The sequence below is a fragment of the Gordonibacter sp. RACS_AR49 genome (assembly GCF_030418435.1).
In the GTDB taxonomy this organism is placed as follows: domain Bacteria; phylum Actinomycetota; class Coriobacteriia; order Coriobacteriales; family Eggerthellaceae; genus Gordonibacter; species Gordonibacter urolithinfaciens.
Genome location: NZ_JAIUDM010000007.1, coordinates 79264 through 103211 on the forward strand (window position 1 = coordinate 79264; position 23948 = coordinate 103211).

At 69.9% G+C, this 23948-nt stretch carries 15 protein-coding genes; 8 read left to right on the forward strand and 7 right to left on the reverse strand.

What is annotated here, in order from left to right; translation table 11 throughout:
* Nucleotides 1-5: 5 nt before the first annotated feature.
* Both LB310_RS11640 and LB310_RS11645 read left to right on the forward strand, forming a co-directional pair.
* Entirely contained in the window at nucleotides 6-1337 is a 1332-nt protein-coding gene (locus tag LB310_RS11640; protein ID WP_278805771.1) for an MATE family efflux transporter, read from the forward strand.
* Nucleotides 1338-1745: 408 nt separating this feature from the next.
* The gene (locus tag LB310_RS11645; RefSeq protein WP_278805772.1) at nucleotides 1746-3296 is read left to right on the forward strand and encodes a helix-turn-helix transcriptional regulator; all 1551 of its coding nucleotides are present in this window, start codon (nucleotides 1746-1748) and stop codon (nucleotides 3294-3296) included.
* An 81-nt stretch (nucleotides 3297-3377) separates the two neighbouring features.
* On the opposite strand, the gene LB310_RS11650 is transcribed toward LB310_RS11645, so the two are convergent.
* The 6 genes from LB310_RS11650 to LB310_RS11675 form a co-directional block, all read right to left on the reverse strand.
* Nucleotides 3378-3779, reverse strand: a complete 402-nt coding sequence (locus LB310_RS11650; RefSeq protein WP_278805773.1) for a PaaI family thioesterase — start codon at nucleotides 3777-3779, stop codon at nucleotides 3378-3380.
* Between the two features lie 75 nt (nucleotides 3780-3854).
* On the reverse strand, nucleotides 3855-4973 hold the full coding sequence (locus LB310_RS11655; protein ID WP_278805774.1) for a hypothetical protein: 1119 nt from the start codon (nucleotides 4971-4973) through the stop codon (nucleotides 3855-3857).
* A gap of 75 nt (nucleotides 4974-5048) precedes the next feature.
* On the reverse strand, nucleotides 5049-6179 hold the full coding sequence (locus LB310_RS11660) for a 4Fe-4S dicluster domain-containing protein (protein WP_278805775.1): 1131 nt from the start codon (nucleotides 6177-6179) through the stop codon (nucleotides 5049-5051).
* Complete coding sequence (gltX, locus tag LB310_RS11665) at nucleotides 6172-7746, reverse strand: glutamate--tRNA ligase (protein WP_301155090.1); 1575 nt, start codon at nucleotides 7744-7746, stop codon at nucleotides 6172-6174. Before gltX ends, LB310_RS11660 begins: the two co-directional genes overlap by 8 nt.
* Nucleotides 7747-7903: 157 nt before the next feature.
* Nucleotides 7904-8719, reverse strand: coding sequence for a DUF1461 domain-containing protein (locus LB310_RS11670; RefSeq protein ID WP_278805777.1), 816 nt, complete (start codon nucleotides 8717-8719; stop codon nucleotides 7904-7906).
* 121 nt (nucleotides 8720-8840) lie between these two features.
* Entirely contained in the window at nucleotides 8841-10211 is a 1371-nt protein-coding gene (locus tag LB310_RS11675) for a carboxylate--amine ligase (protein WP_157007370.1), read from the reverse strand.
* Nucleotides 10212-10427: 216 nt separating this feature from the next.
* On the opposite strand from LB310_RS11675, the gene metK reads away from it, so the two are divergent.
* The 3 genes from metK (at nucleotide 10428) to priA (ending at nucleotide 15259) form a co-directional block, all read left to right on the forward strand.
* Nucleotides 10428-11693, forward strand: a complete 1266-nt coding sequence (gene metK / locus LB310_RS11680; RefSeq protein ID WP_278805778.1) for a methionine adenosyltransferase — start codon at nucleotides 10428-10430, stop codon at nucleotides 11691-11693.
* Nucleotides 11694-12007: 314 nt separating this feature from the next.
* Nucleotides 12008-12865 (forward strand): DNA damage-inducible protein D, encoded by an 858-nt coding sequence (gene dinD, locus LB310_RS11685; protein WP_278805779.1) that lies wholly within the window; start codon nucleotides 12008-12010, stop codon nucleotides 12863-12865.
* A gap of 42 nt (nucleotides 12866-12907) precedes the next feature.
* Complete coding sequence (priA, locus tag LB310_RS11690; RefSeq protein WP_278805780.1) at nucleotides 12908-15259, forward strand: primosomal protein N'; 2352 nt, start codon at nucleotides 12908-12910, stop codon at nucleotides 15257-15259.
* 80 nt (nucleotides 15260-15339) lie between these two features.
* Here priA and LB310_RS11695 read toward each other — a convergent pair whose 3' ends face one another.
* Nucleotides 15340-16794: a D-alanyl-D-alanine carboxypeptidase family protein gene (locus tag LB310_RS11695; protein WP_301155091.1), complete on the reverse strand. Its 1455-nt coding sequence runs from the start codon at nucleotides 16792-16794 to the stop codon at nucleotides 15340-15342.
* Nucleotides 16795-16933: 139 nt separating this feature from the next.
* Between LB310_RS11695 and LB310_RS11700 the strand changes: the two genes are divergently transcribed.
* The 3 genes from LB310_RS11700 (at nucleotide 16934) to LB310_RS11710 (ending at nucleotide 23822) form a co-directional block, all read left to right on the forward strand.
* The gene (locus LB310_RS11700; protein WP_278805782.1) at nucleotides 16934-19804 is read left to right on the forward strand and encodes an ATP-binding protein; all 2871 of its coding nucleotides are present in this window, start codon (nucleotides 16934-16936) and stop codon (nucleotides 19802-19804) included.
* Nucleotides 19805-19977: 173 nt separating this feature from the next.
* Nucleotides 19978-21201, forward strand: coding sequence for an RNA polymerase sigma factor RpoD (gene rpoD / locus LB310_RS11705; protein ID WP_087190594.1), 1224 nt, complete (start codon nucleotides 19978-19980; stop codon nucleotides 21199-21201).
* Between the two features lie 299 nt (nucleotides 21202-21500).
* Nucleotides 21501-23822, forward strand: a complete 2322-nt coding sequence (locus LB310_RS11710; protein ID WP_278805783.1) for a class I SAM-dependent methyltransferase — start codon at nucleotides 21501-21503, stop codon at nucleotides 23820-23822.
* Nucleotides 23823-23948: the final 126 nt, after the last annotated feature.

Genomic DNA, 23948 nt, shown 5'->3' on the forward strand with positions numbered 1-23948 from the left:
GCGGCGTGGCCATCAAGCTGTCGGACCACTTCACTTACGGCCGGCTCGTGCGCTTCGCGCTGCCGTCTATCGCCATGATGATATTCACGTCCATCTACAGCGTGGTGGACGGCCTGTTCGTATCGAACTTCGCGGGCAAGGAGGCGCTCGCCGCCGTGAACCTGGTGTTCCCATTGGCCATGGGGCTGGGGTCGGTGGGCTTCATGCTGGGCACGGGCGGCGCGGCACTCGTGGCGAAGACCATGGGCGAAGGTGAGGCCGTGCGGGCGAACCGCCTGTTCAGCTTCATCGCGCTCGCCGCAGTGGCGTCCGGCATCCTTCTGGCCGCCGTCGGCGCGGTCGTGCTCGAGTCGGTGCTCGCGGCGCTCGGCGCGCAGGGCTCGCTCATGGAGCAGGGCCTCGTGTACGGGCGAATCCTCGTGGTGGCGCTGCCGCTGTTCATCGTGCAGAACGTGTTTCTGAGCTTCTTCATTGCGGCCGAGAAGCCGCAGATGGGCCTCGCGGTGACGGTGGCCGGCGGCGTGACGAACATCGTGCTGGACTATATGTTCATCGCGGTGCTTGGCTGGGGTATTGTCGGCGCCGCGCTCGCCACCGCGGCGGGCCAGTTCTTGGCGGCGGCGGTGTCGGCTGTGTTCTTCGCCCGCAGCAAGACGAGCCGCCTGCGCTTCACCCGCCCGCTCGCGGACTTCCGCGCGCTCGGCAAGACCTGCGTGAACGGCTCGTCCGAGCTCATGACCGAGGTGGCCGCGTCGGTGGTGAGCATGCTGTACAACTACCAGCTCATGATGATAGCCGGCGCGGACGGGGTGGCGGCCTACGGCGTGATCATGTACGTGAACTTCATCTTCACGGCGGTGTTCTTCGGTTTCGCCATGGGCACGGGGCCGGTGGTGAGCTACCATTACGGCGCAAAGAACCAACCGGAGCTCAAGGGCCTGTTCAAGAAGAGCATGCTGCTGGTGGGCGGCACAGGTGCGGCCATGTTCGCCGCCTCGCAGCTGCTCGCTGCGCCGCTCGTGGGCGTGTTCGTGGGCTACGACGCCGAACTTGCCGCCATGACGCTGCACGGGTTCCGCATCTATGCGGTGGCGTTCCTCGTGTGCGGGTTCAACATCTACGGCTCGGCGTTCTTCACGGCGCTCAACAACGGCAAGGTGTCGGCGCTCATCAGCTTCATGCGCACGCTCGTGTTCGAGACGTTCACGGTCATGCTGCTGCCCATCGTGTGGGGCATAGACGGCGTGTGGAGCGCCATCATCGTGGCGGAGGCCTGCGCGCTCGTGCTGACGACCGCCCTCCTCGTGGGGCTGCGCAAGCCCTACGGCTACGCGTAAGAGGCGTGCGAGCCAGGGCCGGCAGGTAGGAGCGGGGATGCCGGGTGCGTGCGCGTGGCGGCGCGGGCTCCCGTGCGGACTTCCGCGTTGCCTCTCCGGTTCGGCCCTCGACTGTATTGACGGGTCGGGTTGAGGCCCCGGTAGCCAAGGCGGTTGCCCGAGGGCGCCTGCTGCCCGCCTTCCACAGCAGGGAAAGGCGATAGACTTGGCAGACGCCCGGCTGTGCAGGGCGCCCTTTGCGTATAATGGCGGCATGGCTGCATGCTGCCCCCTGACGTACCGGAGGTGCGTGGGCGGCGCGGATGCGCGGCCGTCCGGACGCGCCTGGCGGTGGGGCCGGGCGCGGAAGGCGCCTTGGGGGGGCCGAGGCGGCGGGCGATGTCCCGAGCAGGAGAGGGGAATACGGGGATGAAGGGGTTGACGGGCGGTTTCCCGCTGCGGTGCTGCATCGCGCTGGCCGCGCTTGCGACGAACGCGCTGGTCCTCAACCTGTTCGTGGTGCCTTCTACGGGCTCGTACCCTTCATACGGCGGCTTCGCCGCAGCCCTCGCCGCCGTCCTTGCCTACGCCGCGCTGCTCGCAGTCGCGGCCCGGAGGCCGAACGCCCTGCGGCATCCGTCGGTGCCGTGGGCTGCGCTCGCCCTCTTCTGCGCGGGCTCGGCGCTTGTGGCGGCGGGGTACCGGGGCGAGTCGACGACGGCCTCGCTCGCGGGGTGGTTGCTTGCATCGCTCGCCACGGCGTGGCTCGTGGTCTTGACGGGGCTCGCGCTCGCGCATTTCTCGCCCCGGACCGCCTTCGCGGCGATTCCGGCGGCGTACGCCGCCGTGTACGTGGCCGCATCGGCCTTGGTGCCGTTCGTGGAGTCGCTGCGCGCGGCCCGCTTGGCGCTGCTCGCGCTCTACGTGCTCACCTTCCTTGCCGCGTTTGCCTGCGCCGTGCGCCCGGGGCGTGCCGCACTTGCCGTCTTCGCTGACGGGGGAGGCGGCGCGGCGGCCCGGCCCGCGGCATCGGACGGTTACCCGCCGGCCTGCTCGAAGGCCGGCGGGCCGCCCAAGGCGGTGCTGTTCGCCGTGCTGATCGCGCTTGGCCTGGTGAGCGGCTACACCGCCTTCGTCGTGTTCGGCTCGCGCGAGAGCGCCGGCGTGAGCTTCGTGGCGATAGCGGCCGCGATGCTGGCCGTGATCGTGGCGTCGCGTTTCTCGAAAAGCCGCACGGACGTGGTGTTTCACTTCGGGCTGCTGCTCGTGCTGGCCGGGCTCTTGGTGGTGCCGTTCGTGGCGCAGGCGTCCAGCGGCGAGCGCGTGGCCTTGATCCACGTGTCGAACACGCTGCTGGCGGCCGGATCGGAGTGCTTCGCCATGCTCGTGTGGATCGTGCTGGCGGCGCGCGCCGCCAGCCGCCCGGCCGAGGCGCTGGCCTTGCAGGCAGGCGGGCGGATGGCCGTGGCCCTCGGCATGCTGGGCGGCCTGGTGCTGGGGACGGTGGCCTCCTCGTTCTCTGCAGTGAGCCCGCTCGTGCCCGACGTGGTGGCCGTGGGGTTCGCGTTCGCCCTCGTGGCCTACGCGCTGGTGGGGTTGCGGCGCTTCAGCTTCGAGGATGCGCTTTCAGGCGGCGAGGGAGCTCTGCCCGGTTCGGCGCCCGGGCCGGCCCCGGCTGTGGGCGCTCCGGGCACCGGGAGCTTGGCGGCCGCCTCGGAGGCCGCTCTCCCCGGCGACGGGACGCGCGCCGCCATCGAGCGGAGCTGCGGGGCGCTGGCCCGCAAAGGCGGCCTCACCGGCCGCGAGACCGAGATCCTCGCAATGCTCGCACGCGGCCGCAGCGCTCCCTTCATAGCCCAGGAGCTGGTTATCTCGCCGAATACGGTCAAGACGCATGTGAAGCACATCTACGCGAAGCTCGGCGCCCACTCCCAACAGGAGATCATCGATCTTGTGGACAGTCAGTGCGCCGCCGAGTAGCGGGGCGCTGGCAGCGTCCTCGGCCTGCGTCCCGGACGTGCCCCGGTGTTGCCGAGGAGGCGGAACCGACAGCCACGGGCGCTAGCGGTAGCAGGTAGCGGTCATCCTCGCGACGTCCTTGCCCAGGTCGTCTTTGACGGTCACGGTGTAGAAGCCCAGGTGACGGCCCGGCTTGTCGCAGACGGACGTGGCGGTGAGCTTCGCGCCCTTCGTCGCGCGCAGGAAGCTGATGTTCGAGTCCACGGACACGGTGGGCTCCTCGCCGATATTGCACGAGATGGCCAGCGCGAAGTCCGCCAGCGTGAAGATGGCGCCGCCCATGACGTTGCCCATAGCGTTGCGGTGGATGTTGCCCAGCTCCATCTCGCACACCGCACGGCCCCGCCCGCCCTCCACGACGCGGCACCCGGCCGCCTGGGTGGCGAACCGGTCGTTGGCGAACACGGCCTCTATCTGGTCGCGGGTGGGGTTGTCGGGCAGCATGGGCGGGTCCTTTCGCATGGGTTCCGGTCGGGCGCTGAGAAGGCCCCTCGCGGGGCCTTGGAAGGCGGAGGGGGGCTACTGTGCCGGGGCGGCGGTGGCGGCGTAGAGCTCCAGCCAGTCGCCGTCCTTCACGGTGACGGTTTGCGAGCCGCCGCGCACCACGTACTTCTCGTCGGTGATGGAGCCGCTGCCGAAGGCCAGGTCCCTCATCACGAACGCCCCGCACTCGTTGTCGGCCTCGGCTGCCGCCTCGGGCTCGATGGTGACGGTGTAGGTGCCGGCGGGGATGTCCTCGCCCACGCGGTAGAGCCCGCTGCGGTAGGGTGCGGCAGGCTCGAAGGCGGCGTCGGAGGCGGGGTACAGGCGCAGGCCGTCGGGAGCGTCCCAGGCGAACACCGCGCCCTCCTCGAGCTCCACGAAGTAGTTGCCGAAGTACGTGACGCCGTAGTCCACCTCGTAGCGCGCGTCCGAGGTGGGGCCGAACACCACGTAGTCGGCCTCGTCTGCGGGATCTCCCTCCACGAAGTAGAGCCCAGGCTCGAGGTCCTTGCCGGCGCCCACCTCGTAGACGCCCGGCGTGTGCTTGCCGTCGACGGTCCGGCCGTCCGACAGGTCGAGCATGTCCTTGATGTAGTCGATGCTGAAGTCGACGTCCGCGCCGTCGTAGCCGTCGGAATCGCCGTAGCCGTACCGGTAACCGTCGTCGGACCCGTACCCGTAGCTGTTGTGGTAGCCGCCGTAGCGGCCGTCGGCCACTTCGGAGACGATGGCGCATGCCGTGCAGCTCACGCACCCGCCGATACCCAGCACGAAGACGAGCAGGCACCCTGCGAGCACCCAGGGCCATGCCTTGCGCTTCGGTTGACCGGGGGATGCCGCGGGGTAAGGCTGCCCCGGGTACGGTGGGTAGGGCGGCTGCTGGCCGGCGCCGTAGGGCGGGTACGGCGGCTGCTGGCCGGCGGGCTGCTGCGGCGGTGGCGGGTACGCTCCGTAGGGCTGTGCAGGCTGCTTCGGCTGCCCGTACGGCTGCGCGGGCGGGCACGTGCCGGCGGGCGCGTAGGGCTCTGCGGCGGAAGCCGGCAGCGGAGGCCGCTCGTAGGGCGCGGGCGCGGGCGGCGGCCCGGCAGGCTCGGATGATCCGGCAGAGCCGGGCTCGGGCGGATCGCAGAAGTTCTGGCGCTCGGGATCGGTCATGGAAGGCTCCTTGCCTGTTGCGGTCCCGCCTATCTTAGCACAGCCATTCGCGACGGTTTTTCGCCCGCACAGAGATTACAGGCTGGTTTCGTCCTCGGCGGGCAGCAGCGTCTCGGCCGTCGTCTCCACCAGCTCCACCGCGCCCTCCGGGCAGGCGCCGACGCACAGGCCGCAGCCGATGCAGTAGCGCGCGTCGTAGGCGAGCGTCCCGTCGGCCGGGTCGGGGCGCCGCGCGCCCGTGGGGCAGACCGCTGTGCAGGAGAGCGCATCCGTGCAGAGCGCGCAGTCGGTCTCTGACAGCACGAGCGGCACGCGCGCGGCGATGCCCGGGTCGCGCTCGAGCGCTTCCAACAGCATCTGGCGCTTCGGCTGCATCGTCCTCTTCGTGAGGCCCTCCGGCACGAAGTCGTTGAACTCGGTGCCGTTGCCCAGGTTCAGCCGTGCCAGCGCCCGCGCGCGCTCGCGGCGATCGTAGAACTCCTGCAGCACCTCGGAGTTGCGCAGGCGGCGCTTGCCGCTGGCGATGTCGCCCACCTCGCCCACGAGGTTCGAAAACGCGCTGCGCCGGTCGACCCCTGACGGGTCCGCCAGGTCGCGCAATAGGTTCTCCTTCTCGGGGATGACGTCGGAGAAGCCCACGGAACGCCCGCTCCACTCCTCGGCCGTCTCCACGGCGTGGGCGTACAAGAGCTCGCCCATCTCGCCGGCGCGTGCGCAGTCGGTGCAGTAGGACAGGTCGGCCGCTATCGTCACGTCGATGCCCTCGGCCAGCACGAGCGTCCAGAACTCGGGCGACAGGCACGCCAGGCAGGGCAGCACCGCGACGTTCGCCGCCGGCTCCAGGCCGGGGAACACGTTCTCCTTGCAGGTGAGCACCGCGCGCTCGCCGCGCAGGGCTATGCGGCGGATGCGGGCGTGCAGGTCGGCCATCGTGACGCGCGTGGACGAGAACGCGTCGCACACGCCCAGGCAGATGCCGCAGCGCGTGCAGGCATCCCCGTCGATGACGGGGGCTCCGGCCTCGGCGAACGACACGGCCCCATGCGGGCAGGCCAGCGCGCACCGCTCGCAGTCGGCTCCGTGCGCGCGCTGGCAGAAATCCCTCAGCACCACGATGCGCTGCGGCCGCTCGGAGCCGTCCGCAGCGGCGGACGGCTCCTGCTCGGGCGGGAGCCCTGTCTCCTGTTTGTCGGGGGCGTCAGCCACCGAACACCTCCGCGGCCACCTTGTCGATGCGCGCCAGCACGTCCTCGCGGGGCAGAAGCTCGATGCTCTCGAACAGGGGCGGCGACACCATGTTGCCGCACACGGCCACGCGAAGCGGCTGGAGCAGGAGCTTCGGCTTGATCTCCAGGCGCTCGCCCTCGGCGCGGCACGCCTCTTCCAGCGCCTCGGCGTCCCATTCCACGCCCTCGTCGGCCAGCACGCCGCGGCAGGCGGCCAGCGCCTCGTCGGCGCGCGCGCCCTCCTTCTTCAGCACCTTGCTCACGCTCTTCTCGTCGAGCTGCACGTTTCGGCCCCAGAACATGAAGGCCAGCTTGTCCACGGCCTCGTCCAGGCGCGTCAGGCGCTCGGAGACGAGCGGGTACAAATCGCAGTACCACACGGCGCGCTCCTGCACGTCGGCGAGCGCGGACTCGATGGCCGCGCCGTCGAAGGCGGCCTCGCGCGCCTCGGGATCGATGGGCGTGCCGGCGGCCACGGCGCTGCCGAGGATGTTCGCCTGCGCGAGCCACAGAAGCGACGAGCGCACCCAGGCGTTCGGCCCCATGTCCTTGATGTACTGGCCGTTCATCCAGTCGAGCTTCGTCTCGTCGAACACGGCGTCCTTCTTGGTCACGCGCTCCAGGCTGAACTTCTCGCACAGCGTCTCGCGGTCGATGAGGGTGGTCTCGCCGTCGAGCGACCAGCCCAGAAGCGCCAGGAAGTTCACCATGGCGTCGGGCAGGTAGCCGCGCTCGCAGAACTCCTCCACGCTCGCCGCGCCGTGGCGCTTCGAGAGCTTCTTGCCGTCGGGGCCCAGGATCATCGACAGGTGCGCGAACACGGGCACGTCGAATCCGAGCGCCTCGTAGATGAGGATTTGGCGCGGGGTGTTGGACAGGTGGTCGTCGCCGCGGATGACGTGCGTGATGCCCATGTTCGCGTCGTCGCACACCACCGCGAAGTTGTAGGTGGGGCTTCCGTCGGTGCGCACGACGATCATATCGTCCATCACCTCGGCCGGGAAGCTCACGTGGCCGTACACGGCGTCGTCGAACTCGATGGCGCCGCGGCCCTCGGGCACGCGCAGGCGCCACACATGGGGCTCGCCGGCCTCGATGCGGCGAGCCGCCTCGACGGGGTCGAGGTCGCGGCAGGTGCGGTCGTAGCCCGCGTAGCCGCCCTCGCTCTCCTCGGCCGCGGCGCGCTTGGCGTCGAGCTCCTCCTTCGTGCAGAAGCAGGGGTAGACGCTCCCGCGCTCCTTCATCAGCTCGAGCGCCTCGGCGTAGGTGTCCGTGCGCTGCGTTTGGAAGTAGGGGCCTGCCTGCCCGCCCACCTCGGGGCCCTCGTCCCAGTCGAGCCCCAGCCATTTCATGGCGTTCAAGATGACCTGCACGTTCTCCTCGGTGGAGCGCTCGGGGTCGGTGTCCTCGATGCGCAGGATGAAGTCGCCTCCCATGGCGCGGGCGAACGCCCAGTTGTAGATGGCCGTGCGGGCCCCGCCCACGTGCAGGCGGCCGGTAGGGGAAGGCGCGAAGCGCACGCGCACGTTCTTCTTCTCTTCACTCATGGTTGCGATGATCCTCACGTTCGGTCACTGGTTGTCTAGTCGTCGATAGACTTGCGAAGGCCTGTCTAAGGGGCGTGCCGCGCGCAGTTCCGCACGAGCCGAAGCATCCTGCGGATGCTTCGTGCGAGCCCAGGACTGTTCGAGCACGGCATGTCCCTTAGACAGGCCGGCGGCGGAGCGTCGCGCCGACGACGATAGCCAGTATAGACAACACGAGGGTAGTCGCAAACCAGATACCGGCCATGCCCATCCAAAAATCAAGCGGGTACATGCCAATGAGAAGCGAATCGTAGGAGAACGTCCAATTGCCCTGGGGGAACAGCACCGCGTGGAAGGCGGCGAACAGGCCGTTGAAGTCGAGGGCGGCCCACGCGCCGAGCGCCACGAACGCCGCGATGAGGACGGCGGGCGCAACGACGAGCGCGGTGCCCGCGAGGCGACGCTCGCGGCGCACGAGCAGATAGGCGAGGGCGGCCGCGGCGAGCGCCACCACGCCCCAGAGCAGGGGGACGGCGGTTCGCACGAGGACGTTGCAGTCGTCCAGGTGGGAGAGCGCGTCGCCGTCCAGCGCGTAGGCGTCGTCCACGGCGGCCAGCCGATCGAGCGCGGCTTGGGGGGAGGAGCCGCCCGCGTCTGCGGCGACCGCCTTGCGGGCCTCGGCCGACCAGCGCCCGCGGACGGGGGAGCCCTCTGCGCTCGCCTCGCGCGCGGCGTCCAAGATGGCGGCGGCTATGCGGTCGCGCGCACCGTCCTCGCCATCGGCGCCGCGGCCGTAGTCGTCCACGGTGAACCCGCGGGTCTTTACGGCGAGCGCCGTCAGCTGCCCGTCGGTGTAGGGTGATTCCGCGTCGTTCGCGGTGGCCTGCGCGAGCAGCTGGGTGGAGGCGGGCAGCGTGCATGCGCCGAACCCCGCCGCGAACAGCGTCACCGCCAGCGCCATGGCGGCAACCGCCGCCGCTACCTTGTCGGCCATCGGCCGTCCTCCTCGCCCTCTCGCGTCCCCGCGCATCCTCGGCGGCATCCCGTGCCCAGACTGCCGTGCCGTCCTGCCCGCTTGCCGGGCCGCACCCCCGTGCGGCCCGGCGCCGATACCGTCAGCCCCTGTCCACCCAGATGGTGGCCGCCGTCATGCCCTGCTTGTCCTTCGAGATCGTGGGCTGCGGCCCCAGGCGGCTGAACACGCCCATGAACTCGCCGTCGTACAGGTACAGGCCGTTCAGGTTGTTGTACGGCCGGGGGTCGAAGGGCACCTCGTCGTCCGGCAGCGCGTCGATGCCCGTGTCGGGCGGCAGCGTCTCGGTCTTGAAGGGGCGGATGTAACGCTGCACGATGAACGGGTGGCCGGCGCGGCCGTTCGCGAAGCGGTCGATGAGCCGCTCCCATTCCTCCTGCGTCACGGACTCGCCGGCGTACACGTCGTCGGCGCCGTAGTGGTCGGTGGGCTTGATGATCCACTCGCAGCGGTTCTCGCGGATCTGCGGCAGGTTCACGTGCTCGTCGTCCAAGAAGGCGGTCAAGGGCACGGTCTCCTCCACGAACGAGATCTCGTCGGCGTCCAGAAACGCGGTCGTGCGCTCGTCGAACAGCACGCTGAACAGCTGCTTGTCGTGCACGATGTGCCCGGCGAAGCTGCCGATGAGCGCCACCTTGGCCGCGCGCACGGCGTCGATGAGCTGCTGCGACTCGTCCCAGTGGTCGATGACGTCGTTCGTCACGCAGCGCCGCCAGATGGCGTCGATGCGCCGGCCCTCCCCGTCGCGCAGCACCTCGCCGTCGAAGCGCAGGTCGCGCACGTCGGCCACCACGCAATCCGCGCCGCGCCGGCGGAACAGGTCGGCGTAGATGTGGAACTCGTCCACCACGCCGTTCTCCAGGTAGTCGCAGATGGCGATGCGCGGGCTCTCCACCCGGCGCTCGTAGGTTGCGTAGATGTCCAGGAACTTGTCGACCCAACTCTCGAACAGCTCGCAGCCCTCCACGTGGTGGCGGTTCGCGAACTCCTCGAACGTCTTCGACTGCGCCACCGACGTGGTGATCTCGCGGTTCTCGTTCATGCCCGACGAGCCGTCGGCGTTGAACTCGCAGAACTTCACCCGGCCGTCGTCCTCGTTCAGGAACGTGTCCACGCGTGCGAACGGAAGCACCGCGTCGTAGCCGCGCGGCAGGCAGATGAGCTCCTCGAGGCGCGGGTCGAAGTCGAAGGCGCGGCGGTAGTCGGGGTCCGCCAGGTAGTGCTCGATGACCTTGACGAGGATGCGGTGGGCGGTTTCGGCCGTCTCCTTCATGATGCGGTACGTTCCCGCATCGAACAGGCGCGGCACGAAGCTGGCGGCCACTACCTGGTGGTGCACGATGGCCGTGGAGCCCTGCAGGTACTCGTAGGCGGCGCGGCGGCCGGGCACGTCGCCCTGCAGCGATTCCATGATGGCGAAGTACTCGCGGGTGTAGTCGGCGTTGTACGACATAGGCGCTCTTTTCCGTCGGTTGAAGGCAGTGAATCGCCTGCCATCTTACCACGAGCGCCGCGCGCCGGCGACGCTGCGCGCGCGGGCGTAGAATAGTCGTGATTTGCCGGATGACTCGGCCTTCACGACCCGAGGTGTGCTAACCTTGGACGGAGATAAACCAGGCGCCTCGCGGGGAAGCGGGGCGCCGTGTACGTATGAGGAGAATGGGGAACCATGTCCGACACGCATGCATCGTATCTGTTCACGTCCGAGTCCGTCACCGAGGGGCATCCCGACAAGGTGTGCGACCAGATATCGGACGCCGTGCTCGACGCGATCCTGGCCAAGGAGATAGAGCTTGCGGCCCAGGGCTACGTGGCTCCCAACGGCTGCCCGGCCGACCCGGCGCAGGTGCGGTGCGCCTGCGAGACCTTGGCCACCACGGGCATGGTCATGGTCACGGGCGAGATACGCACGCAGGCCTACGTGGACGTCCCCGGCATCGTGCGCGAGGTGCTCTCCGACATCGGCTACAACCGCGCCAAGTTCGGCTTCGACTGCGACACGTGCGGCGTGCTCAACGCCATCCACGAGCAGAGCCCCGACATCGCGCAGGGCGTCGACGAGAGCTGGGAGGCCCAGCACGGCCTGGCCGGCGACGACCCCTACGAGCGCATCGGCGCGGGCGACCAGGGCATGATGTTCGGCTACGCCTGCGACGAGACGCCCACGCTCATGCCCATGCCCATCTACCTTGCGCACCGCCTGGCCGAGCGCCTGTCGGCCGTGCGCAAGGACGCCACGCTGCCCTATCTGCGCCCCGACGGCAAGACGCAGGTGTCCGTGCGCTACGAAGACGGCCGCCCGACCTGCGTGGAGAAGGTGGTCGTGTCCACGCAGCACGCCGAGAGCGTCTCCCACGACGAGCTGCGCGCCGCCATCGTGGAGCACGTGGTGCGCCCCGTGCTGGAGGCCGAGGGGGTGGAGCTTGCCGAGGACGCCGAGATACACGTGAACCCCACCGGCCGCTTCGTCATAGGCGGGCCCATGGGCGATGCGGGCCTCACCGGCCGCAAGATCATCGTTGACTCCTACGGCGGCATGGGCCGCCACGGCGGCGGCGCGTTCTCCGGCAAGGACTGCACGAAGGTGGACCGCTCGGGCGCCTACGCGGCGCGCTGGGTGGCGAAGAACGTGGTGGCGGCCGGGCTCGCCGCGCGCTGCGAGATCCAGCTCGCCTATGCCATCGGCATGGCGCGGCCGGTGTCGGTGATGATCGACACGTTCGGCACGAACAAGGTGGACGAGGCCTCCATCGAGCGCGCGGTGGGCGAGGTGTTCGACCTGCGCCCGGGCGCCATCATCGACGAGCTGGACCTGCGCCGCCCCATCTACCGCTTGACCGCCGCCTACGGCCACTTCGGCCGCGAGCTGCCCGAGTTCACCTGGGAGCGCACCGACCGCGCCGACGCGCTGCGGCGTGCCTGCGGGCTGGACTAGCGCGCCTCGCGAGCGTCCCGAACGCCGAACACCCGCCGCGCATGCCCGCGGCGGGTGTTTTTTGTTCTGCTATTCTGCAAATAAGGGAACAAACGTTCCTTTATTTATGCTATGATGCTGCTATCGAAAGAGCCAGTGCGGATGCTTCCCCTCGGCCGGCGAACGGCCTCGCAAGGGATGCCCATAGATGGCGGCGGTCTCCGCGTCGCCCGCACCACGTCCGCAAGATCCTCTCAACAGACGGAGCCTGCCTGCGGGCCGTCGGCGCGCGGTCGCGGCCGCCCGAGCGGCGAGGGCGGGAAAGGGGGGCGCTCATGGAGCTGCACGACATCGAGAGGCGCAAGCTGACGCTGGACGACCTGGCGCACACCGACGCGGAAAGCGGCGTCGAGTTCTGGTACGCGCGCGACATCATGGGGTTTCTGGGATATACCCAGTGGCGGAACTTCGAGGCGGCGGTTAAGAAGGCGATGGTCTCGGCCGAAAGCAGCAAAACCGCAGGTGAACATCATTTTGCTGGCGTCAGCAAAATGGTCGAGCTCGGCAGCGGGTCCAAGCGCAAGGTCAAGGACTACAAGCTCACGCGCTACGCCTGCTACCTCATCGCGCAGAACGGCGACCCGCGCAAGGAGGAGATCGCCTTCGCGCAGAGCTACTTCGCGCTGCAGACGCGCAAGCAGGAGCTCATCGAGGAGCGGATGCGAGCGCTTGCGCGCATCGCGATCCGCGGACAGCTCACCGAGGCGGAGAAGGAGCTCTCGCGCATCGCCTACGAGCGGGGCGTCGACGGCGCGGGCTTCGCGCGCATCCGCTCCAAGGGGGATGCGGCGCTGTTCGGCGGCCACACGACGGCCGATATGAAGAAGCGGCTGGGCGTCAAAGGGTCGAGGCCCCTTGCGGACCACCTGCCGTCGGTCACCCTTGCGGCGAAGCAGCTTGCCACCGAGATGACGAACCACAACGTCGAGGACAAGGACTTGCGAGGCGAGCCCTCCATTGCCGAAGAGCACGTGCAGAACAACACCGGCGTGCGCGACCTGCTCGGCCGGCGCGGCATCAGGCCAGAGGAATTGCCGCCCGAGGAGGACGTGAGAAGGATCGAGCGCCGCGTGACCGTCGAGACGCGCAGGTTGGAGCAGGAGGCGCGGGGGTTTCCCGCGTCGGAGGGCTAAGCCGATGCGGTCCGGTTGCAGACGTGGGATATACTGGTTGCCATGAGATTCGCATCGGTCATCTTGGACATACCCACGCAGGCGCTCGACGCGCCCTACACGTACGCCGTTCCCGAGGCGCCGGCCGAGGCTGGCGGCTACGACGTGGAGGTGGGGTGCGCCGTGCTCGTGCCGTTCGGGCACCGGCAGGCGGTGGGGTTCGTCGTGGGGCTGCAGGAGCTTCCCGACGGCGAGGCGCCGGCCGGTATCGACGCGGCGAAGGTCAAGCCCGTCGTGCGCGCCGTGAGCCCCGCCTACTTCGACGAGGAGGGGGCGGCCTGCGCGCAGTGGCTCTCGGAGCGCTACCTGGCGCCGCTGTCGTCGTGCGTGCGCCTGTTCACGCCGCCGGGCGGCGTGCCGCGCATGGTGCGCGCGCAGGCGGGGTACTGGCGGCTCGAGGAGCCGGCCGTGGGCGAGGTGGACGACCGCTGGGTGCTTCCGGGTGCCGCCTTCGACGGGTTCGAGCCGCGCAAGAACGCCGTCAAGCAGGCGTCCATCGTGGAGGCGCTGCAGGCGGGCGAGCTGCGCGTGGCGGAGCTGGCGGCGGAGTTCGGCGCGGTGTCGAGCACGTTGAAGGCGCTCGAGAAACAAGGCGTCGTGCGCATAGAGCGCCGCCGGCGCATGCGGGGGATGGCTCCGGATGTCCCGGGCGCTCCGGCAGGGCCCGGCGCATCCGGAGCCAGCGGCTTCACCCCCTCCCCGAAGCCGCCGCTCACGGCGGGGCAGGCTTCGGCGCTCGCCGCTATCGACGCGGCGCGGGAGCGCGGGGCGGGCGAGGTGGTGCTCGTGGACGGCGTCACCGGGTCGGGCAAGACCGAGGTGTACCTGCAGGCCATCGAGGCGGTGCTCGCCGCGGGTCGCACGGCGTGCGTGCTCGTGCCGGAGATATCGCTGACGCCGCAGACGGTGGGCCGGTTCCGCGGGCGTTTCGGCGACACGGTGGCCGTCATGCACTCGCGCATGGGCGCGGGAGAGCGCTACGACCAGTGGGACTTCATCCGCTCGGGCGCGGCCCGCGTGGTGGTGGGCGCCCGCAGCGCGCTGTTCACCCCGCTGGCGAACGTGGGCCTCATCGTCATCGACGAGGAGCACGAGGGCTCCTACAAGCAGGACAGCGCGCCGCGCTACCATGCGCGCGACGTCGCCGTGTGGATGGCGCGCCGCGCGGGGGCGGCCGTGGTGCTGGGGAGCGCCACGCCGTCCATCGAGGCGCTCTACGCGTGCGCGAAGGACCCGCGCTGGCACCACGTGGAGCTGCCCGAGCGCGCCAACGGCCGCCCGCTGCCCGCCGTGCAGGTGGTGGACATGGCGAAGGAGTTCGGCGGCGGGTCGCGCTCCATGTTCTCGCGCGCCCTCTCGCGCGCGCTCGCCGAGGAGCTTGCGGCGGGCCGCAAGGCGGTGCTCCTGCTGAACCAGCGCGGCTTCGCGAAGTTCCTGCTGTGCCGCGAGTGCGGCTTCGTGCCGGAGTGCCCGTCGTGCTCCACGTCGCTCACGTTCCACGAGCGGGGCAACTTCCTCGTCTGCCACCACTGCGGCTACCGCGTGACGGCCCCGCCCGCGTGCCCCGAGTGCGGCAGCCCCTACCTGAAGAAGTTCGGCGCGGGCACGCAGCGCGTGGAGGCCGACTTGCGGGTGCTGCTGGACGCGACGCCCGGCGTGGGGCCCGGCGTGCCCATCGTGCGCATGGACGCGGACACCACGGGAGGCAAGGGCGCGCACCAGCGCCTGCTGGAGGAGTTCGCCGCCGCCGACGCCGCGGTGCTGCTGGGCACGCAGATGATCGCGAAGGGCCTCGACTTCGAGGACGTCACGCTCGTGGGCGTCATCAACGCCGACACCATGCTGCGGCTGCCCGACTACCGCGCCGCCGAGCGCACGTTCGCGCTCGTGGAGCAGGTGGCCGGCCGCGCCGGGCGCGCCGAGCTGCCGGGCCGCGTGCTCGTGCAGACCTACGAGGCCGATGCCGCGCCCATCCGCGCCGCCGCGGCCTACGACCGCGCGCTGTTCCTGCGCGACGAGCTGCCGAAGCGCCGGATGCTGCGCTACCCGCCCTACGTGCGCATGGCGAACGTGCTGGTGTGGGGCAAGGACGAGGAGGCGGTGCGCACCTCGGCTGCCGCGCTCTACGAGGGGCTGGCCGCCCGGGTGCGCGACTACGGCGGCGAGGGTTGGGACGTGCTGCCCGCCACGCCGTGCGTGCTGGCGAAGCTGCGCGGCACGTACCGCTGGCACCTGGTGGTGAAGTGCCCGCTGGACGGCGACCTGTCGGGCGTGCTGCTGCCGTACTTCCGCGCCCGCAAGCCCGAGCGCGAGGTGAACGTGGCCGTGGACGTGGACCCGGACGACCTCCTGTAGAGGCCCTGCGCCGTCCGCCTGCCGTCAGCCTCCCCGGCCGGAACGGCGGCGCGCATGCGGCGCCTACGCGGAAGGGGGTGTCAGGAAACCTCCATGGCGCCCAGGTTCAGAAGCTCGCTGCGCGCCGTGCCGGGCAGCCCGGCGAAGCCGCCGAGGAAGCGCTCGACGGCGATGCCGGCGGCCTCCCACCAGGTGGGCGCCGGCACGTCCTCTGCGGCCACGAGGTCGGCCTCCCACACCACGGCGCCGTCGCGGCGAAACGCCAAGCGCCCCACGACGTCGCCGGGCGCCACATGACCCGTCACGGCATCGAGCGCGGCCTCCTGCTCGAGGCGCCCTCCTTCACGCGGCACCGTGGCCGTGGCGTTCGGGTCGAGCACGGTGGCCGCCACGGTGCGGTCCGTCCAGTCGGCGTGCGCCACCTCGGCCATCACGGGCCAGGCGGCCTGCACGCCGCCGATCTCGGCGCGCACGTAGTGCGGGGCGGACACCAGCTGGTAGGTCGCCTCCGCCGATGCCGGCGGCGCGGCGGGCCCGGCGGAGGCATCGGCCGGCTGCGCGGCCGCCTGCAGCTCGTCGCGGTGGGCGAGCACCCAGTCGTAGAGCGCCTCGGAATCGGCGAAGCGCTGCGGCTTCGAGGACGAGCCCAGCACCACGGCGTAGTACTCGTGCCCGTCGCCGCGGTTCAGGGCGGTGGCGACGCAGGGGCCGGCAGCCAGCGTGTAGCCGGTCTTGGCGGCGCACGTGCCGGGGTAGCCCTCGATCATCGTGTCCGTGTTCGCCAGCTCCACGGCGACCGTCCCGCCGCCGCGCGACACCGCGATGGTCGTGCGCGCGTGCCCGATGCTCGAGCGCACGAGGTCGTTTCCCATGGCGCAGCGCAGCATGACGGCAACGTCGCGGGCGCAGCTGTACTGCCCTTGGGCGTACGCGTCGAAGTCGAGCCCATGGGGGTTCGCGAAGCACGTGCCGTCCATGCCCAGCTCGGCCGCCTTCGCGTTCATGGCCTCCACGAACGCGGCCTCGCGCGCGGCTGCGCCTCCGTCCTGCCCGCGCCCTCCCAGTATGACGGCCCCCGCCGCCTGCGCCACGGCGCTCGCGGCGTCGTTGCCGGACGCGGTGAGCACGGCCTTGAGCGCGTCGCCGAACGACATCTCGTCGCCGGCCGCGAGCCCCGCGCTCGACTCGCCCACGGCGGCGGCCTCGGGCGTCACGACGATGCGGTCGCCGGCATCCAGGTGCTCGGCCGCCACGATGGCCGTCATGATCTTCGTGAGCGAGGCGATCTGGGCCCGCTCGCCGGCCGCCCGGCCGTACCAGAGCGTGCCCTCCTCGTCCATGAGCGCCGCATGCGATGCGTCGATGCTGGGCTGAAGTTCTTCCGAAATCCCCAGTTCGGCCATGCTGCGGCCGAGGACCGCATCGTCCCCGTCGGTATGCGCAAGCGCCGCGGAGGGCAGGCAGCAGGAAAGGAGTACGGCAGCCGCGAGGGCGCTCGGGGCTGCGCGGAGCCTGCGGTGTCGACGTGCGTCCATGCCTGCCTCCTCCTCGGCCCCGAAGGGCGCTGCTGACGGTTTTCGACCATATAATAGCACCGGCCCAGGGGCCTTCGCGCCAACCCATGGTATCCTGAGCGCTTGCTTGATGCACGCGTGGGAGCCGGAGGAGGACGAAATGGGGAAGTGGGCTGCGCGTATCGTATGCTTGGCACTCGCTGCGGCGCTGTCCGCTCCGTTCGCATCCCTCGCGTTCGCCCAGGAAAGGGCCGCCTCCGCTTCCGACGAGGCGCCGGCGGCCGTCGGCGCGGAAGGCGGGCCGGCTGCTGCCGGCACCGGGGGGACTCAAGGCGCCGATGCGGGCGGCGAGGATCAAGGGCGCCTCGTACGTGTGGCGTTTCCCCAGGCCGAAGGCTTGAGCATGGTAGATGAGAAAGGGCGGCGCAGCGGTGTGTTCTACGACTGGCTCGTGGAGATAGCCAAGTACACCGGTTGGCGCTACGAGTTCGTGGAAGGCGGCGTGGACGAGCTCGTCAAGCAGACCATGACGGGCGGCGTCGATCTGATGGGCGGCATGTTCTATCGTGAGCAGCTCGACGAGAGCCTCGACTACTCCGTGTTCAGCATGGGCTCGAATCGCTCCCTCGTCATCGGTTCCAGCGACGACGAATCCGTCGTCGGCTTCGACTTGCGCTCCCTGGACGGCAAAACCATCGGCGCCTACGCCAACGCCACGGAGAAGATACGCCGGCTGGAGAATTTTTTGGAGTTCAACGGCCTGGACTGCACGGTGCTCCGCCTCGACCTGGCCTCGTACGAGAGCTGCCTGGACGACGGCACCGCCGACCTCATGCTCGGCAGCGACGTGGAGATGAGGGATGGCTGCAAGGTGGTGGCCGAGTTCGACGGCGAGCCGCACTACCTGGCCGTGCCCGAGGGCAGCGACCTCATGGCGGGCGTCGACGAGGCCATGCGGCAGATCTACGCGGCCGACCCCAATTTCTCCCGCTCTCTCTACAACCGCTATTTTCCCGACGACTACGCCAGCCCCATCGCGTTCTCGGAGGCCGACCGCGCCTACGTGGCCCAAGCCGGCGAGGTTCGGGTTGCCGTGACGGCGGGGCAGTACCCGCTGCACTACGAGCGAGACGGCTCGTACCAGGGCATCGCGAAGGACGTGCTCGACCGCATAGCCGAGCGCACAGGGCTCTCGTTCCGCTTCGTGCATGCGGGTAACTACCAAGAGGCGCTCGACCTCGTGGCGGCGGGAGAGGCCGATGTGGCGGGCTGCTTCATGGACGACGAGCAGGCGGCGGGCGAGCGGGGACTCGTCTTGACGAAGGGCTATGCCACGCTCGGCGAGGTGGTGTTCCGCAGCAAGTTCTCGGCGCAGTCCTCCGGCGGGCCGGTGGTCGCCCAGCTGGAAGGCCGCGCCGCGCCCAAGGAGCAGGAAGGTTCGGAGGTGGTATGGCTTCCCACGTACGCCGACTGCCTGGAGGCGGTGAACACCGGGCGGGCCGATCTGACGAGTATGCCCGCCTCGTTCGCCGAGTGCCTGTTCACGGAACGCTCCTACGGCAACGTTGCCCCGGCCACGGCCGACCATTCCGAGACCTCGTTCTCGCTGGCACTGCCGCGCCCGGTGGACTCGGGCCTGTATTCGGTGCTGAGCAAGGCGGTGAACAGCTTTTCCGACGAGGAGCTGGAGGCACTGTACTCCCGCAACGCCGTGGCCTTGGGCAACCGATCCGCCACGGTGGAGTCGTTCGTGTCCGACAACCCGCTGCTCGTGGTGGTGCTGTCGCTGGTGTTCTTCCTGCTGGTGGGCACTATCGCCATCATCGTCACCGGGTCGAAGGTGCGAAGCCGAATGATGGCGCTCAAGCTGGAGAAGGCCGAGGAGACGGGCCAGGCGAAGGCCGACTTCCTCTCGCGCATGTCCCATGAGATACGAACGCCCATGAACGCCATCATCGGGCTGTCGAACGTGGCGTCGCTATCGGGCGAGGCCACGCCCGCCATCCGCTCGGACCTGGAGAGGATCAACACGTCGGCCCAGTTCCTGCTCTCGTTGGTGAACGACATCCTTGATATGTCCAAGATACAGAACGACAAGATGCACATAGAGGTGGCGCCCCTGCGCCTTGCGTCGCTCGCCTCGCGCCTCGAGAGCATGTTCGGCATCCAGGCGCAGGAGAGGGATATCTCCCTCAAGGTTGTGTGCGAGACCGATGCCGTGGTGGTGGCCGACGACGTGCGCCTGCAGCAGGTGCTGGCGAACCTGTTGTCCAACGCCTTCAAGTTCACCGACGCGGGCGGCACCATCTCCCTGAGCATCGAGGAGACGGGGTGCGGCGGAGACGGGCTGGAGCCGACGTACCGGTTCTCCGTGGCCGACGACGGCGCCGGCATCCGTCCGGAGGACCTCGAGCGCATCTTCGACTCGTTCGAGCAGGCGGCCGAGAACCACCGCAACGCCCAGGGAACGGGGCTGGGACTGGCCATCAGCAGCAACCTCGTGCGCCTCATGGGCGGCAAGCTGGAGGTGGAGAGCCAAGTGGGCGCAGGCTCCGAGTTCCACTTCGCGCTGCAGCTGCCTTCGGGACGCCCGGAGGACCTGGACGCGCAGGGCGTAGACGACCCTGCGCCGCGCTCGCTTGCCGGCACGCGCGCGCTCTTGGCCGAAGACAACGACCTGAACGCAGAGATAGCCGCGGCCTTGCTGGACATGGAGGGAGTAGCCGTCGACCGCGCTGCGAACGGCCGCGAGGCGGTGGACCTGTTCGCGTCTGCGGAGCCGGGATGCTACGACTTCGTGCTCATGGACGTGAAGATGCCCGTGCTGGACGGCCTGGGCGCCGCCGCCGAGATCCGTGCGCTTCCCCGCGACGATGCGCGCGCCGTGCCCATCGTGGCTTTGACGGCCAACACGTTCCAAGAGGACCGCGACGATGCGGCCGCCGCCGGCATGGACGGCTTCATCCCGAAGCCCTTCGACGCCCGGCAGCTCTACGAAACGCTGCGCTCCTTCATGCCTCCGGAAGAGTAGCACGTCGCCGATGATTGCCTGACCGCTCCTGGCGGGCTTTGGCGAATCGGAAAAGCGTGCGAAAAGTACGCTGCGAAAGCGCTTGATCTATGGTATACTGCTCCGCTGTATCTTTGCGCCCGGCGCGCATGCTTTCGCATGCCCGAGCGCATCCAGTTGGAAAGGAAGATCACGTGGCCCAAGCCTCTAAGAACCAAGCTGTCGAGCCCGACACCGAGCAAGGTGCGAAAGCCCCGATCGATACCGAAGAGATACTGGACGATGACGACGCGCTGGACGTGGAGCCCGACGTCGGCGCTGCCGATACGCTGGACGACGACAAGCTGGAAGCCGGCCTTGACGAGGACGAGGACCTGCTCGAGGGCATTCCCGAGGAGGAGCTCAAGGCAACCGTCGAGGTGCAGCTGCCGAAGGTGACGAAGAGCAAGACCCGCACGACGCGCAAACGCAGCGCCGACGCCGGCGTGACCATGCTCACGGGCGACCCCGTGCGCATGTACCTGAAGGAGATCGGCAAGGTTCCGCTGCTCACCGCCGCGGAGGAGATCGACCTGGCCATGAAGATAGAGGCCGGCGTGGCGGCCACCGAGGAGCTGGACCGCGCCGAGGACGAGGGCATCGAGCTCGAGCGCCGCGAGAAGCGCCGCCTCGGCCGCATCGAGCAGGTGGGCATCGACGCCAAGCAGCAGCTCATCGAGGCGAACCTGCGCCTCGTCGTGTCCATCGCCAAGCGCTACGTGGGCCGCGGCATGCTGTTCCTCGACCTCATCCAGGAGGGCAACCTCGGCCTCATCCGCGCGGTGGAGAAGTTCGACTACACGAAGGGCTTCAAGTTCTCGACGTACGCCACCTGGTGGATCCGCCAGGCCATCACGCGCGCCATCGCCGACCAGGCCCGCACCATCCGCATCCCCGTGCACATGGTGGAGACCATCAACAAGCTCGTGCGCATCCAGCGCCAGCTGCTCCAGGAGCTCGGCCGCGAGCCTAGCCCCGAGGAGATCGGCAAGGAGATGGGCCTGCCCGCCGAGCGCGTGCGCGAGATCCAGAAGATCTCGCAGGAGCCCGTGTCGCTCGAGACGCCCATCGGCGAGGAGGAGGACTCCCAGCTGGGAGACTTCATCGAGGACGACGCCGCCGTGGTGCCGCCCGACGCCGCCTCGTTCAGCATGCTGCAGGAGCAGCTGTCGAAGGTGCTCGACGGCCTGGCCGAACGCGAGCGCAAGGTCATCTCGCTGCGCTTCGGCCTGGAAGACGGCCATCCGCGCACGCTCGAGGAGGTCGGGCGCGAGTTCGGCGTCACGCGCGAGAGAATCCGCCAGATCGAGAGCAAGACGCTGGCGAAGCTGCGCCACCCGTCCCGCTCCTCGAAGCTGAAGGACTATCTGGAAGATTAAGGTTCCGGCGGTTTGGCGGCCGTTGGAACGAGCCGATGCTGCGCTAGGTTCCGTCGGCCTGCCGGCCGCCGGAACGAGGCCGACGCTGCGAAGGGCCCTGGCACCCCGCCTTGCCGCGATGGCGAAGACTCGCGTGCTCAACGTACGCTTCGCCTTCCCCATCCCGTCAATTCGGGGCACCAGGGCCCTTCTCGCTGATTTACTGCGCCAACCTGCGCGGTTGGGCACCCGGGCCTCCAGGCGAGCGTTCGCTTCGCGCGAATCGCCCGGAGGTGCGCCGAAACTGAGGGGATTGCGCCATGCAACAGGATAAACTCGAGTTCTTCGCCAGCTGCCTTGCCGGGTTGGAGGCGCCGCTCGCCGACGAGCTGAAGGCACTTGGCATCAGGAGCGTGCGGCCGCTCGGCGGCGGCGTGGCCTTCTTCTGCGACGTGCGCCATGCGCTGAAGGCGTGCCTGTGGTCGCGGCTGGCGTCGCGCATCATGCTGGTGGTGGGGCGCGTGGACGCGCGCATGGCCGACCTGCTGTTCGAGGACGCGTTGGAGCTGCCCTGGGAGGACGTGGTGGCTCCCGGCGCGAGCATCGCGGTGTCGGCCCATGGCATGAACGACGAGCTGCGCAACACGCGCTTCACCGCGCTCAAGGTGAAGGACGCCGTGTGCGACCGCCTGCGCGAGGCGCGGGGCGAGCGCCCCGACGTGGACGCCGAGTGCCCCGACGCGGCCATCGACGTGCGCGTGCGCGAGAAGCGCGCCACCATTTCGCTCGACCTTTCGGGTGCGTCGCTCTACCACCGCACCTACCTGGTCCCCGACGACGGCGCCGAGGCGCCGCTCGAGTGCGCGCTCGCGGCCGGCCTGCTGGCGCTGGCCGGATGGGACGGCCGGGCGCGCGCGGGCGCCGCCTGCGTCGATGCGGCCTGTGGCGACGGCGCTGTGGTGGTGGAGGCTGCTGCGGTGGCGTGCGATCTGGCGCCGGGCCTCACGCGCGAGCGCTGGGGCTTCTTCGGGTGGGCGCAATCCAGTCCCGCCATCTGGAACGAGCTCATCGCCCAGGCCGACGACCGCTTCGAGGCGGGGCTGGCCGCGGCCTGCGCCTCCGACGCGCTCGACGCGCCGGCGTCCGCGCGTCCCGACCTCGACGTCGTGCGTTTCGCGGGCCTGTCGGCGTCCTCGCCGGCCATCGCGCGGGCGCGCGGGCGCGCCAAGCGCGCGGGGCTGCGGCAGGCCGTGAGCATCGAGTCGGGCGGGGCGGAGGAGGCGGGCGCGCTCGTGGAGCGCGTGAGCGCCGCTGCCGCCGCCGCGCGGGACACGGCGGGCGTACCGGACGGCGCTGAGGCCCCCGGCTGCCTCGTGGCGAGCGTGCTGGGCGCCCGCGAGCGCTCGTCGGAGGCGAGCGCCCAGGCCGACGCCGCCGCGTTCGTGGCGGCCGCCACGGCGGCTCCGGCGGGCTCCGTGTTCGCGGTGGCGGGCAGCGAGGCCGTGGAAGACCGCTTCGGCACGGCGCCGGGCACGCGCGTCGAGCTCGGGCGCGACCGCGTGGCCACGGAGGCGCTCGTGTTCTACGCGCCGCCCGCCGAGGCGGCCGTCGTCGTGGTGCCCGACCCCGCTGGCGGCGCCGAGCACCGCGTGGAGGTGCTGGAACCCGCTTCCGAGCAGTTCTCGTCCCGCCTGTTCAAGGTTGCCAAGGAGCGCCGCAAGTGGGCGCGCCGCGAAGGGGTCTCGTGCTACCGCGTCTACGACGCCGACCTGCCCGACTACGCCGTGGCAATCGACGTGTACGCGGGCGCGGGCGAAGCCGAGGGCAACACGTACCTGCACATCGCCGAGTACGCCGCGCCCTCCTCGGTCGACCCTGCCCGCGCGCGTCGGCGCTTCGACGACGTTCTGGCGTTGGCGCCCGTGGCGCTGGGCATCCGCCCGGACCATGTGTTCGCCAAGACGCGCCGGCGCGACAAGGGCGGCTCGCAGTACCGCGATGCCGGCCGGCGCAGCTACGTGACGCAGATCGACGAGGGCGGCTACCTCATGGAGGTGGACCTGTCGGGCTACTTGGACACGGGTATCTTCCTGGACCACCGCGCCACGCGCGAGCTCGTTGGCGCGAAGGCGGCGGGCAAGCGCTTCCTCAACCTGTTCGCCTACACGGGCACGGCCACCGTGCACGCGGCCGGAGGCGGGGCGGTGGAGACGACGACGGTGGACCTCTCGCAGACCTACCTGGACTGGGCACGGCGCAACATGGCCGGTAACGGCTTCTCGGGGCCCGAGCACTCCTTCGAGCGCGCCGACGTCATGGCCTGGATCACCGAGACGCGCCGCAAGCCCCTGCGCTACGACCTGATCTTCGTGGACCCGCCCACGTTCTCCAACTCGAAGGCCATGGGCAGCCGCACGTGGGACGTGCAGCGAGACCACGTGGAGCTGCTCATCGGCGTGACGCGCCTGCTCACCGAGGGCGGCGAGGCCGTGTTCTCGTGCAACCTGCGCACGTTCAAGCCCGATGTGGAGGCGCTGGCCAAGTACGGCGTGGCCCTGCAGGACATCACGGCGTCCACGATCCCCCATGACTTCGAGCGCAACTCCAAGATCCACCAGTGCTACCTTGTGAGGCGTGCCTAGCCCCCCCCTTGCGAAAAAACCGCCCGTCGCGTCTGCGGCGAGCGGTTTTGCCTGATAGGACCTTCCTACTACGTTTTTTCCGATGCCCTCGCGCCCCTAATACGCGCTTTTTCCCGATTACACCCC

Excerpts from the sequence above, each read along its gene's own strand:
- LB310_RS11645 (WP_278805772.1), top strand. The coding sequence starts at position 1,746 with ATGAAGGGGTTGACGGGCGGTTTCCCGCTGCGGTGCTGCATCGCGCTG.
- LB310_RS11650 (WP_278805773.1), bottom strand. The coding sequence starts at position 3,779 with ATGCTGCCCGACAACCCCACCCGCGACCAGATAGAGGCCGTGTTCGCC.
- LB310_RS11655 (WP_278805774.1), bottom strand. The coding sequence starts at position 4,973 with ATGACCGATCCCGAGCGCCAGAACTTCTGCGATCCGCCCGAGCCCGGC.
- gltX (WP_301155090.1), bottom strand. The coding sequence starts at position 7,746 with ATGAGTGAAGAGAAGAAGAACGTGCGCGTGCGCTTCGCGCCTTCCCCT.
- LB310_RS11670 (WP_278805777.1), bottom strand. The coding sequence starts at position 8,719 with ATGGCCGACAAGGTAGCGGCGGCGGTTGCCGCCATGGCGCTGGCGGTG.
- LB310_RS11675 (WP_157007370.1), bottom strand. The coding sequence starts at position 10,211 with ATGTCGTACAACGCCGACTACACCCGCGAGTACTTCGCCATCATGGAA.
- metK (WP_278805778.1), top strand. The coding sequence starts at position 10,428 with ATGTCCGACACGCATGCATCGTATCTGTTCACGTCCGAGTCCGTCACC.
- dinD (WP_278805779.1), top strand. The coding sequence starts at position 12,008 with ATGGAGCTGCACGACATCGAGAGGCGCAAGCTGACGCTGGACGACCTG.
- priA (WP_278805780.1), top strand. The coding sequence starts at position 12,908 with ATGAGATTCGCATCGGTCATCTTGGACATACCCACGCAGGCGCTCGAC.
- LB310_RS11695 (WP_301155091.1), bottom strand. The coding sequence starts at position 16,794 with ATGGACGCACGTCGACACCGCAGGCTCCGCGCAGCCCCGAGCGCCCTC.
- LB310_RS11700 (WP_278805782.1), top strand. The coding sequence starts at position 16,934 with ATGGGGAAGTGGGCTGCGCGTATCGTATGCTTGGCACTCGCTGCGGCG.
- LB310_RS11710 (WP_278805783.1), top strand. The coding sequence starts at position 21,501 with ATGCAACAGGATAAACTCGAGTTCTTCGCCAGCTGCCTTGCCGGGTTG.